Raw genomic sequence first — 12,380 nt, 5'->3', positions numbered from 1 at the left:
CCACACTGTCGTCGCCTGACAGTGTACGCGAATGCATGTCGCCACATACAGTCACACTGTCGCCGCTATGCGTCATTCAGTACCAGCCATCATCCCAGTTCGAGCGGCAGATAGGCGGACAGGTCCGCGCGAGCCCCGCTCGCCTTGACGCGACCCTCCGTGACCGCTCGCACCCAGTCCAGTCGCCCGGTGGCCAAACCGAGCCAGGTTTCCGGATCCATCTCCACCGTGTTCGGGGGAGTACCGCGGGTGTGTCGCGGCCCCGGAACGCACTGAACTGCACCGTAAGGTGGGACTCGCACCTCCACCGATCGGCCGGGGGCGCGGTCCGCGAGGAGGGCCAACAGGGCCCTGACCGCCTCGCGGAGCACCGGCCGTTCGGGTACACGCCCCTCATCGAGCGCCGACAACGCCGCCGCTATCGAGGCGGACTTAATGTACGGAGAGGACACGACGGGACGATACGGTGTGACCGTGCAGCCCGTCGCGCTGGCCCTGGGTCGCGCCGATCCGGCCAGACAAGGCATAGTTGCCGACGGCGTATTCGTACCGTGATGTTCCCCCCGCCCGGCACCCGCCGGTCAGGGGAGGTCAGTCCGGAAGGCGGTGGACGTGTCAACGCACCGACGAGCCTGGCACAAGCGGGCCGGTGTGATCGTGGCGCTGATGATCGGTGCCCTGCTCGCCGCCCCTGCCACACCCGCCTTCGCCGAGGACCCGGACGTCCAGATCACAAGCCTGCCGAACGGTACCCTTCAGCCCGGTCAGCAAACGTCGATGGCGTTCACCGTCAAGAACAACAACGATGCACCGACGCCGTTCAGGATCAGCGTCAGCACCTTCAACGGTCTGAGCTGCCAGGGCGACTGCAACGTCCCGGCCCGGTTGATCCCGGCCGGCGAAGAAGTGTCGTTCACGGTGAACCTGGTCGCGGGTGACGTGGCGGCCGGCCAGGAGCGGTCCGGCAAGGTGCGAGTTTCCGCCCAGGCCGGCGGGGACCAGGGCAGCGACGAGCGGGACATGACGGTGCGGGGCCCCAAACCGCCGCCGACGACGCAGGCGCCGCAGACGGTGCGGTCGATCTCCGGCAAGGTCGTCAACCAGGGTGGCGAGGCGGTGCCGAACGCGTACGTGCTGCTCAAGGACAGCGCCGGCGAGCAGCGTGACACCACCACCAACGGCGACGGCAACTTCCGGTTCACCGGCAGCAGCGACAACCCGATCACGCCCGGGCGGATCGACATCGGCGCGAGCGCCGAGAACAAGAACGCCGTGGCGAGCTTCACCGCCAAGGCCGGGCAGAGCATCACCGGTCGGCGGATCACCCTCCCGATCGCGGCGGCCTCGAAGAGCCCGAGCGCCAGCCCGAGCGCCAGCGAGTCGGCGGTGCCGACCGAGGACCCGTTCGAGGAGGAACTCGGCGAGGAGGAGGATGATGAGACCCCCGCCGAGAGCGCCGCTGCCCAGGCCCCGGCCTCCAACGAGGACTCGGGTGGATTCGGCAACTGGCTGCTCATCCTGCTGGGCGGTCTCTTCGTGGCCGTCGGTGTCGGCACGATCGTGCTGCTCTGGATGAAGCGCAAGGAAAACGAGGACGTCGAGCCCGACGGTGATGTTCCCGCCGGCGCTCCGGCCGGCGCGGTCCCGGCAGCCCGCGGCTCGTTCGCTGGTGCGGACGACCAGACCCGGGTGGTGAACCGGGTCAATGCCGCGCCGGACCCGACAATGGTCGGCGGCGCCGGGTTGGCGAACGCGCCGACGATGATGCACCAGCCGGTCGTCGACGACGTTCCGCCGGACCCCTACGGCGCACCGCCGCAGCCCTACGGTGCCGCGAGCGGACCCGGTGGCTGGTCCGGTGGTGGCGGTTACGGCGACGAGCCGGGCGGCTACGGCGCCCCCGACTACGGCAACGCCCCCTCGTCGGGCGGCGGCTACGGCAACGCCCCGTCCTCCGGTAGCGGCTACGGCAACAGTCCGTCGTCCGGCAGTGGCTACGGCAGCCGGGACTACGGTGCCGGCAACGCCGCCCCGGACTATCCGCCGGCAGGCGGCGGCTACGGCGAGCGGTACGACGAGCCGACCGGCCGCTACCAGGGCGAAGAAACGGCCTACCCGGCTCCCGCCGACCCGTACGCCACCGGGATGTACCAGCCGGAGGCTGGCCAGGGCTACGGCCAGTCCGAGCCGGGCGGCTACGGACGAGGCGAGGCCGGGGGCGACTACGGTCGCAACGAGCCTGCCGGCGGCTATGGCCAGAGCGACCCGACGCGCGGCTACGGCGACGGTGAGCCAGGCGGCGGATACGGCCAGGGCGATCCGAACCGTGGCTACCCTCCCGGACAGTCGGGCGGCGGTTACGGCGCGGCATCCGGTGGCGGGTACGACCAGCCGGCCGGGGGCTACGGCCAGGAAGCCGGGCACCAGCGCGGTGGCTACGACAACACCAGCTACGACAGCGGATACGACCAGGGCGGCTACGGCGGCCCGACCGCCGGCGGATACGGCCAGGACTCACCGACGAGCGGCGGGTACGACCAGGGTGGCTACGGCGGCGGCCCGGCCGGCGGCGGGTACGGGCAGGAGCCCCCACGGCAGCGCGGCGGTTACGACAGCGGATACGACCAGGGTGGTTACGGCCAGAGCGGCGGCTACGGCGACCCGGCACAGGCCGGCCGCGGCCGACCCGACGGCGCGCCCCAGGACCGTGGCGGTCGCCGCCTGGACTGGCTCGACGACTAGATCCTGTCGTGGTCGCCGTACGACCTTATGTCACTCAGACATAATCATGTCTGAGTGACATGGACCTGTACCACTCATCGTTGCCCACCGGTCGGCGGGTGCGAATCGACTGTCCGGGCCGACGCTGGGCATCGCCAGCGGTCAGGCGGCCGAGAAGACACCCTGGTGGAGCAGTGGGATGACGTCGGAGGCGTTGACGTGTACCGCGATCTCGACGTCCTCGGCGAAGCCGCCCTCGATCAGCTCTCGACCGGAGACGCAGCCGCGGATCGCCGCCGGTACGTCCGGGGTGCTGGCCAGCGCGGCAAGTGCCATGGCCGCCTCCACCGAGAGCCCGCCCGGCGCGCCGGAGAGGGCGTCCAGCACGCTGGCCGCGCCCAACTGATCCTCCACCGAAGGGCGCAACGATCCGTCCGGCCACCGTTCACCGGCGGCCACCACGCCGATCGGAGCTGCCGTCGAGCCGTACCGCTGGATGCGAAGCCAACGCCCGACGGCGCGGGCGTTGCGCAGGTTGGCCGCGACCACCGGTAGCCCGGTGGCGCTGGCGGCGGCGCTGATGGCCGAACCGTTGGGCGACGGCAGCACCAGGTCGGGCACCACCGGAGCCCGACTCAGCGCGGCCGGCGACAGCGACCACGGATGTTCGCGGGTGACCTGTCGGCGGCCGGTCGCGGCGACCGCGCCGACCCGGCGCGCGTAGGCGGCGGCCTGCTCGCCCCAGGGGAACGGGTGCACGCGCATCCCCCGCCCCACCGCCACCTCGACGGTGGTGGTGAACGACAGCACGTCCACCACCACCAGTACCGCGCAGACCCGGGCGAGTTCGACCGCACCCGCCAGAGCCCAGTCGAACCGGACCCCCGATCCGGGTTGGGCGACTACTGCCGCAGCCAGGGCCTCAGCGCTGGTCGGGTGCGGAGGGCTGCTCGGTGTCACCGTGCTGCGGAGCGTCCGCCCCGGGTTCCTGGTGGCTGCCCATCGGGGCGGTCGGATCGGCGGCCTCGGCCGACTGCGGGGCCGCCACGACACGGCCGCCACGCACCGGCGGGGTGGCCCGCTCGGCCGGCCTGTCGGCCGACTCACCTGTCGAATCCGTCGCGCCCGACGCCTGCTCGGCCGGCACCGGTGCGACTCCGGTCGATGCCGGCACAGCTTCGGCCCGCGCGCCGTCGATGTCGGCAGCCGCATCGACGCCGGCGGCCGGACCGTCAATGACCACCTCGGCGGTTGCCGGAGCGGTCACCTCGATTGGCCGCACGCCGCCGAACAGCGCCGGCAGGGTGCCGGTGTGCGCCTCGCGCAGCTCGTCCAGGCCGAGCCGGAACTGGCCGTTCACCTCCAGCGCGCCGCCCGTCGGGTCGGTGACGCCGATCAGCTCCCACGGCACGTCGTGTTCGCCGCAGAGCGCGGTGAACGCCTTCTCGTGACCTCGCGGCACCGACACGAGCACCCGTCCCGCCGACTCGCTGAACAGGAAGACGAACGGCATCGAGTTGCCCTCGAACCGCTCCGGCACCGTGATCCGAGCCCCGACGCCATGGCGCAGGCAGGACTCCACCAGGCTCTGCGCGAGACCACCGTCGGAGAGGTCGTGCGCGGAGCTGACGTGCCCCACCCGGACCGCGTCGGCGAGTAGGCCGGCGAGCTGCTTCTCGCGCGCCAGGTCGACGTGCGGGGGTACGCCACCGAGATGCTGGTGGGTGACCCACGCCCACTCCGAGCCGGAGAGTTCCACGTGCGTCTCGCCCAGCAGGAAGAGCTGGTCGTGATCGGCGCCGGGGCGCGGCACGAAGCCCGACGCCACGCGGTCGGCCACGTTCTCCAGCACACCGAGTACGCCGACGACCGGCGTCGGGTGGATGGCCGCCGCCCCGGTCTGGTTGTAGAAGCTGACGTTGCCGCCGGTCACCGGGATGCCCAGCTCGGCGCAGCCGTCGGCCAGGCCGCGTACGGCCTCGGCGAACTGCCACATCACGCCCGGGTCCTCAGGCGAGCCGAAGTTCAGGCAATCGGTGACCGCGATCGGCGTCGCACCGGTCACCGACACGTTCCGGTACGCCTCGGCCAGCGCGAGCTTGGCGCCCTGGTACGGGTCGAGCCGGGCATACCGGCCGTTGCCGTCCACGGACAGCGCCACGCCCAGCCCGGTGCGCTCGTCGATGCGGATCACACCCGAGTCCTCCGGCTGGGCGAGCACGGTGTTGCCCAGCACGTAGCGGTCGTACTGCTCGGTGACCCAGGTCTTGTCGCAGAGGTTGGGCGAGGCGATCATGCGCAGCACGGTCTCGCGCAGCGTGTCCGGGTCGCTCGGCCGGGGCAGCGTCTCAGCCCGGTCGGCCTGGAGCAGGATCAGGTCCGCCGGCTCGCGCATCGGCCGGGCGTAGACCGGTCCATCGTCCACAAGCGAGCCCGGCGGTACGTCCACCACCGGGTGATCCCGCCAGGTGATGTGCAGCCGGCCCGGTGCACCGTCCGACTCGGGCGCGGTGACCTCGCCGATCGCGGTGGCCCAGACGCCCCACTTCTCGGCGGTCTTGAGCACCGCCTCCAGCTTCTCCGGCGTCACGACCAGCAGCATCCGCTCCTGGGACTCGCTGGCCAGGATCTCGTGCGGCGCCATCGAGGGCTCGCGCAGCGGTACCCGCTCCAGCCACACCCGCATGCCGGTGCCGGCGGAGGCGGCCGTCTCGGTCAGGGCGCAGGTCAGGCCGGCGCCGCCGAGGTCCTGGATGCCGACGACCAGCTCGGCGTCGTACAGCTCCAGGCACGCCTCGATCAGCAGCTTCTCCATGAACGGGTCGCCCACCTGCACGGACGGGCGGCGCTGCTCGCTGCCCTCGGTGAAGGTGGCGCTGGCCAGCACCGAGACGCCGCCGATGCCGTCCCGGCCGGTCTTGGCGCCCATCAGCACCACCACGTTGCCGGGGCCGTTGGCGTCCTTCTTCTGCAGCCGGTCGACCGGCAGCACGCCCAGGCAGAGCGCGTTCACCAGGGGGTTGCCCTGGTAGCAGGGGTCGAAGACCACCTCACCACCGATGTTGGGCAGGCCGAGGCAGTTGCCGTAGCCGCCGACACCGGCGACCACGCCGGGCAGCACCCGGGCGGTGTCCGGGTGGTCCGCGGCGCCGAAGCGCAGCGGGTCCATCACCGCCACCGGGCGGGCGCCCATTGCCAGGATGTCGCGGACGATGCCGCCGACACCGGTCGCCGCGCCCTGGTACGGCTCGACGAAGCTCGGGTGGTTGTGCGACTCGACCTTGAAGGTCACGGCGAGCTCGTCGGAGATCCGGACGACCCCGGCGTTCTCCCCGATGCCGGCGAGCAGCCGGTCGCTCGGCGGGGCCTTCTCGCCGAACTGCCGCAGATGCACCTTGCTGGACTTGTAGGAGCAGTGCTCGCTCCACATGATCGAGTACATCGCCAGCTCGGACTGGGTCGGCCGCCGACCCAGGATGTGCCGGATGCGGTCGTACTCGTCGTCGGCGAGCCCCAGCTCGGCGTACGGCTGGAGTTCCTCCGGGGTGCCGGCGGCGCGCGGCACGGTGTCCACCCCGTCGGTCCAGTCGGCGGCCGCCGGGACGGCGGCGTGCCGGGCCGGAGCGGCCGGCTGCGCCGGGACCGCCTCCGGGTTCTCCCGCACCGGGTCCGGGTGCGTGGTCATGGCGTCTCCTTGTTGCGCTCGCCGCCAGAAGGGCGGGTGAGCCGACCGATGATCCCGCCGTGGACGGTCACGCCGGTGCCCCCACCAGGTGCTTCAGCACGGAGGTGAAGAAGCCGAGACCGTCGAGGGAGGGGCCGGTGAGCGCCTCCACCGCGTGCTCGGGATGCGGCATGATGCCGACCACGTTGCCGGCCTGGTTGGTGATCGCGGCGATGTCCCGCTGCGATCCGTTGGGGTTGCCGCCGACGTAGCGGGCGACCACCCGGCCCTCGGCCTCGAGCGTGTCCAGCGTCGCCGGGTCGGCGACGTAGCACCCTTCGCCGTTCTTGACCGGAATCAGCACCTCCTGGCCCGGCTGGAAGGTGTTCGTCCAGGCGGTGCCGGTCGCCTCGATGCGCAGGATCTGGTCGCGGTTGCGGAAGTGCAGGTGCTGGTTGCGGGTGAGCGCCCCGGGCAGCAGGTGAGCCTCGCAGAGGATCTGGAAGCCGTTGCAGATGCCCAGCACGGGCAGGCCCCCACCGGCGGCGTCGACGATCTTCTCCATCACCGGGGCGAACCGGGCGATCGCGCCGCAGCGCAGGTAGTCGCCGTAGGAGAAGCCACCGGGCAGGACGACCGCGTCCACCCCGTGCAGCTCCGCCTCGCCGTGCCAGAGACGGACCGGTTCGGCGCCGGCGATCCGTACGGCCCGGGCGGCGTCCCCGTCGTCGAGCGAACCGGGGAACGTCACCACACCGATCCGGGCGGTCACGGCCGGGCTTCCGCGGGCTCGTCGGTCTCGACCAGACGGACCGTGAAGTCCTCGATGACCGGGTTGGCGAGCAGCTTGTCGGCGATCTCCCGGGCCCGGTCCAGGTCCGGTTCACCGGCAAAGTCGATCTCGATCCGCCTGCCGATCCGTACCGAGGCGACGTCGTTGACGCCGAGCCGGGGCAGCGCGTTTGCGACGGCCTGGCCCTGAGGATCGAGGATCTCGGGCTTGAGCATGACGTCGACGACGACGCGAGGCACTGGGCACTCCTGACTGTGTACGCAGTTGGGTGCCTACCCACAACGGGCGAGCGCAGCCAGCCTACCTGGCAGATGCCGCGCCAGACGCACCGGCCGGACGCCGTCCGAGTACCGCTCGGACCTCACCCGCACGGGTCTGTCGGGACCGATACGGGTTCGTTGTGATCCCGATATGGCTTCGTTGCCAGCCCCTGCCGATCGCCCCACCGAACGGATGGCCCCCGGTGGCAGAGCAGTTGAGAGCCGCCGCGGGTCCCGAGCGGCCCGGCGACGGGAAATCGAACTGTTACATCTCCTCACCACCGCCGACGGCCAGAGCATCCGGAACTACGGCAGCGTCGCGTACAACCATGCCTGGATCCGGTCCGTTTCCGGCGTCTGACGGTTAGCGTCCGTGGCGGCGCGGATGGTGGCCCCTGCGCCCGCCGTCCGCGCCGGGCGGTTTTTCAGCATCAGAGCAGGTGAACAGGGCTCCCGATGTGCCGCACCCGGGCCTGCCAACATCGGAAACGTGCTGGTCGTGACGACGGATCAACTGCCCGGCTACGAGATCCGCCAGATCCTCGGCGAGGTGGTCTCCTCCATGGCCAGAACCCGCAACCCGTACCGCGAGGGAGTGAAGAACCTGCGCGGCGGCGCGTACGACCCGATGGCGCCGGACAACCTGACCCGCTGGCGTACCGACTCGGTCGCCCGCCTCGGCGAGGAGGCCCGGCGGCTCGGCGCGAACGCCGTGGTGGGGATGCGGTTCGACAGCCGCGACTGCGGCGAGATGTGGATGGAGATCTGCGCCTACGGCACCGCCGTGATCGTGGTGCCCAAGGCCCCCGACGTCATGCCCTCCGACCAGCCCCTGGTAGCCGCCGAGACGGCCCAGGAACCAGCCTTCGCCGAGGAACTCGGCAAGATCGCCGAACCCCCCAGCGCCCCCACCCTCGGCACCGCCCCCGAAACCCCCACCCGCGACTGACCCCGCTCCCGCACCGCTGCCGTTGGGTGGGTTTAGAGGATGGGGGGTGGGGAGTAGGTGGCGGCTTGAGGGTGGGATTGGACGATTTTGGTGATTCTGGCGGTTACCGACTGGATCTGGGTGGGGGTGGCGCCTGCGAAGGCGGCGCGGTCGGCTACCAGGGCGTCGATCTCGGGGCGGGACAGGCCCAGGCGAGGGTCGGCGGCCAGGCGGTCGAAGAGGTCGTTGTCGGGGGTGCCCTTCTCCCGCATGGCCAGGGCGACCGCGACGGCGTGCTCCTTGATCGCCTCGTGGGCGGCCTCCCGGCCGACGCCCCGGCGGACGGCGGCCACCAGGATCTTGGTGGTGGCCAGGAACGGCAGGAACCGCTCCAGTTCCCGGTCGATCACCGCCGGGTACGCGCCGAACTCGTCCAGCACGGTGAGGAACGTCTGGAACAGCCCGTCGGCGGCGAAGAAGGCGTCCGGCAGGGCCACCCGGCGCACCACCGAGCAGGAGACGTCCCCCTCGTTCCACTGGTCACCGGCCAACTCGCCGACCATCGACAGGTAACCCCGGATGATCACCGCGAAGCCGTTGACCCGCTCCGACGAGCGGGTGTTCATCTTGTGCGGCATCGCGCTGGAGCCGACCTGGCCGGGCTTGAAGCCCTCGGTGGCCAACTCCTGACCGACCATCAGCCGAATCGTGGTGGCCAACGACGACGGTGCCGCGGCCACCTGTGCCAGCGCGGAGAGCACGTCGAAGTCGAGCGAACGCGGGTAGACCTGGCCGACGCTGCCCAGCACTCGGCTGAAGCCCAGGTGCTCGGCGACCCGCCGCTCCAACTCGGCGACCTTCTCGGCGTCGCCGTCGAACAGGTCCAACTGGTCGGCGGCGGTGCCGACCGGCCCCTTGATGCCGCGCAGCGGGTACCGGGCGATCAGGTCCTCCAGCCGCTCGTACGCGATGAGCAGCTCCTCCGCCGCCGACGCGAAGCGCTTGCCCAGCGTGGTCGCCTGCGCCGCCACGTTGTGCGACCGGCCGGCCATCACCACGTCGGCGTACTCGTGGGCGTGCCAGGCGAGTCGGGCCAGCGTCGCCACCACCCGATCCCGGATCAGCTCCAGTGAGCGGCGCACCTGGAGCTGCTCGACGTTCTCGGTGAGGTCCCGGGAGGTCATCCCCTTGTGCACGTGCTCGTGCCCGGCGAGCGCGCTGAACTCCTCGATCCGAGCCTTCACGTCGTGCCGGGTGACCCGCTCCCGCGCCGCGATCGAGGTCAGGTCGACATCGTCGAGCACCCGCTCGTACGCCTCGACCACCCCGTCCGGCACCGGCACGCCGAGATCCCGCTGCGCCCGCAGCACGGCCAGCCAGAGCCGCCGCTCAAGGCGGACCTTCTCCTCCGGCGACCAGAGAGTGACCAGCTCGGCCGAGCCGTACCGATTGGCGAGCACGTTGGGAATCATCGTCACCCCACCATTTTCGCAATATCGCCGCCCTGCCTCCCGACCGGGTGCCGGACGCGGCGGCGTCGGGCACCCGGTCGAGGGCTGGGCCGATCGGTCGATCTGAGCGACCTATCGAAGAGTCACCGTAGCTCGTGGATGGTGACCGGACCGTCGGCGTACCGGACCGGGGCCAGCCGAGCCAGCTCCGGTGACACCGGTCCGGCCTTGGCGTCGGCGAACAGCCAACGCACCCCGTGGGTGTCGCGTAGCCAGGCCAGGTCGGCAGGGGTGGGTGAGGTGAAGACCCGCTCGTTGAGGGCGAACAGCGCCGCGTCGGGTGCCGGCTGGTTGGGATACCGGAAGCCGTCACGCCCGTGGGCGGCGAGGGTGGCGTCGGCGTAGCCCCAGCTCTCGACAAACGCCCGGCGACCGCCCAACCCGGTCACCCAGAAGGCGCGGGCGTCGCAGTGCGGTGCGTGACGTACCGGCCGGCAGTGCACGTTGGTAGCCACCACGTCGTCGGGGTCGGCGTACCCGTCCAGCCAGAGCGCGGCCCGCATCTCGGCTGCGGTCACCACGAGCTGTTGGTTAGTCGTGCCGAGCGAGCTTTCGCGTGCCAGCTGACGGACCGAGATGTCCACGCCGGTAGCGAGGCTCGCACCGAGCAGCGCCGCAACGATGCCGGCAAGCGCCGACCGGCCGAGCAATGTCGCAAGAGCCGGCCGGCCCAACCGACGTACCACGACGGCGCGGCGGTGCCGAGTGCGCACCGACTCCACCGCCACAGCCAGCAGGGCGGCGAGCGCGATCAGGGCGGCGTACCGGGCTGCCGACCATCCAAGCGTCACCAGCCAGCGGTCGGCGGCGGCGACGCGCACCGACTCGATCGCTCGTTCCGCCCTGCTCACCATCGGGGGCGACGCGAGTGGCGGGGCGAGGAGTTGGGCGAGCACACCGAGAACGCCGGCCGTGACGAGCACCGGCCAGGACGCTCCGGTCCGGGCGAGCCACCAGGCGGTGAGCAGCGCACCGAACGGGATGACGGGCAGCCAGAAGTAGACCTGGCTGGCCGAGGGATGGTAGGTGAGCCAGGCGACGGCGAGACCGGCGACCACGGCACCGCTGAACAGCCAGGCCACCGGGTCACGTCGGACCGGGCCGGCGAACAGGAGACCGCCCGCCAGCCGGGGCGTCTGCCAGAGCAGCCACGTACCCACCAGGGCGACCGCCAGCAACCACGCCGCGGACCCGTCGGCTCCGGCCAGCCCCGGGGGCAGCAGACCACCGAACTGGGCACCTTCCTCGGCACCGTACGTCTGCTGGTAGGGCAGCATGTGACGGATCAGGCCGAGCGGCTGCGCACGCAGTGTCCCGGCCCCGCCGCCGGCGAAGAGCCGGTAGCCGGCCGCCATCGCCGCCACCAGTACGGTCAGCATGGCGAACACCCGCCAGGGCACCCGCCGGGTGCGTGCCCACACCGCCAGAGCCGCCAGCCCGAGTCCGGCGATCAACGGCGGCAGGGCGCTGGACTTGGCCCCCGCGCAGGCCAGTCCGAGCGCCGGAACCAGTACCCAGGCCGCGCCCAGGGCGCGCCCGCGCAGCACCTGTACACAGACAGCGGCAAGCAGCATCAACAGCGGCAGGGCGTACGTCTGGGAGAGGCTGGCGTACGACAGCGCGCGGGTCCAGGGGATGTTAAGCGGCGAGCCGAGGGTGGGTGGCGCGCCGAGGTACCCGGCTGCCGCGGCCAGCGGTCCGACCCACCAGCGTCCGGCCAGTTCGCGGGCCAGCCCGGCGATGACCAGCGCCGCCACCCAGCCGACCGGTACCACCCACAGCCGCAGCAGCACCGTCGCCGGCGGCACACCGCTGATCATGCTGGCGCTGGCCAGGTGCGCGTCCGACAGGTAGTGGTAGCGCAGCGGATCTCCCGCCACCTGCGGCAGTTCGAAGGGCATGGTCCGGGTGAGTTCGTGCACCAGGCCGAGGTGGTAGAGCAGGTCCGGATAGTAGGCGTAGTTCGCCGGCGGCAGTGGCAGCAACCGCCAGTTGGCGTACCCCCAGAGGGCGATCAGCAGGAGCACCGCGCAGATCGTCAAGTGCCAGGCCAGCGGTAGCCGCCGGCCGGGGCCCGTCCGCCAGTGCCGTCGCATCCGGGGCACTGCCAGGAAGGCCACCAGGATCGGCAGCGGCCACCAACGCAGCAGGTGCTGCGTGCCGGCGGCAGCAGCGAGCACCCAGCCACCGAGTTCGAGCAGCAGGCCGGTGGCTGCGCCGTAGCCGAGGTCTTCGGGCAGGTTGCCCCGGCTGCCGCGGAGCGCCCGGTGCACGAGTGTTCCCGGCAGCACCAGCGCCAGCGCCCAGTACCCGACGAACGCGACGATGTCGGCGCCCGGCGTGCCGCCGCGCCACCAGACGACCGGCAGCGAGGCGAGCACGACCAGCCAGGGCAGCAGCGTTGCGAGCCGGCGCGCCATCGTCCACTTCACCGACTCAGGTCGATCACCCGCGACAACCGCCGTCGCCCTGACGCGCTCGCCCGCCGACTCCGTCTGCGTCG

At 71.7% G+C, this 12,380-nt stretch carries 9 protein-coding genes; 2 read left to right on the top strand and 7 right to left on the bottom strand.

All coding sequences use genetic code 11. From position 1 onward, the window contains the following. Nucleotides 1-89 precede the first annotated feature (89 nt). Nucleotides 90-422 carry a sterol carrier family protein gene (locus AC2CHE_RS16525; RefSeq protein WP_484505797.1) on the bottom strand — a complete coding sequence of 111 codons (333 nt, stop codon included), beginning with the start codon at nucleotides 420-422 and terminating at the stop codon, nucleotides 90-92. Between the two features lie 190 nt (nucleotides 423-612). On the opposite strand from AC2CHE_RS16525, the gene AC2CHE_RS16520 reads away from it, so the two are divergent. Next, nucleotides 613-2,742 (top strand): carboxypeptidase-like regulatory domain-containing protein, encoded by a 2,130-nt coding sequence (locus tag AC2CHE_RS16520; RefSeq protein ID WP_484505771.1) that lies wholly within the window; start codon nucleotides 613-615, stop codon nucleotides 2,740-2,742. A 141-nt stretch (nucleotides 2,743-2,883) separates the two neighbouring features. Here AC2CHE_RS16520 and AC2CHE_RS16515 read toward each other — a convergent pair whose 3' ends face one another. From AC2CHE_RS16515 to purS, 4 genes are all read right to left on the bottom strand, one after another. Then, entirely contained in the window at nucleotides 2,884-3,639 is a 756-nt protein-coding gene (locus AC2CHE_RS16515) for a 2-phosphosulfolactate phosphatase (RefSeq protein WP_484505796.1), read from the bottom strand. 4 nt (nucleotides 3,640-3,643) lie between these two features. After that, the gene (purL, locus tag AC2CHE_RS16510; protein ID WP_484505770.1) at nucleotides 3,644-6,406 is read right to left on the bottom strand and encodes a phosphoribosylformylglycinamidine synthase subunit PurL; all 2,763 of its coding nucleotides are present in this window, start codon (nucleotides 6,404-6,406) and stop codon (nucleotides 3,644-3,646) included. 67 nt (nucleotides 6,407-6,473) lie between these two features. Next, a complete protein-coding gene (purQ, locus tag AC2CHE_RS16505; RefSeq protein WP_484505769.1) occupies nucleotides 6,474-7,157 on the bottom strand; it encodes a phosphoribosylformylglycinamidine synthase subunit PurQ in 684 nt (227 codons plus the stop codon). Continuing rightward, nucleotides 7,154-7,417 carry a phosphoribosylformylglycinamidine synthase subunit PurS gene (purS, locus tag AC2CHE_RS16500; RefSeq protein WP_484505768.1) on the bottom strand — a complete coding sequence of 88 codons (264 nt, stop codon included), beginning with the start codon at nucleotides 7,415-7,417 and terminating at the stop codon, nucleotides 7,154-7,156. The genes purQ and purS overlap by 4 nt, the downstream gene beginning before the upstream one ends. Nucleotides 7,418-7,823: 406 nt before the next feature. On the opposite strand from purS, the gene AC2CHE_RS16495 reads away from it, so the two are divergent. After that, nucleotides 7,824-8,387 carry a YbjQ family protein gene (locus tag AC2CHE_RS16495; protein WP_484505767.1) on the top strand — a complete coding sequence of 188 codons (564 nt, stop codon included), beginning with the start codon at nucleotides 7,824-7,826 and terminating at the stop codon, nucleotides 8,385-8,387. Nucleotides 8,388-8,419: 32 nt separating this feature from the next. Here AC2CHE_RS16495 and purB read toward each other — a convergent pair whose 3' ends face one another. Together purB and AC2CHE_RS16485 are read right to left on the bottom strand one after the other, a co-directional pair. Next, nucleotides 8,420-9,844 (bottom strand): adenylosuccinate lyase, encoded by a 1,425-nt coding sequence (gene purB / locus AC2CHE_RS16490; protein WP_484505766.1) that lies wholly within the window; start codon nucleotides 9,842-9,844, stop codon nucleotides 8,420-8,422. A 116-nt stretch (nucleotides 9,845-9,960) separates the two neighbouring features. Continuing rightward, complete coding sequence (locus AC2CHE_RS16485; protein ID WP_484505765.1) at nucleotides 9,961-12,297, bottom strand: hypothetical protein; 2,337 nt, start codon at nucleotides 12,295-12,297, stop codon at nucleotides 9,961-9,963. Nucleotides 12,298-12,380 lie beyond the last annotated feature (83 nt).

This window comes from Micromonospora sp. ATLC16, from assembly GCF_057196645.1.
Note: the sequence above shows the minus strand (reverse complement) of the source record. Positions and strands in the feature narration are given on the sequence as shown.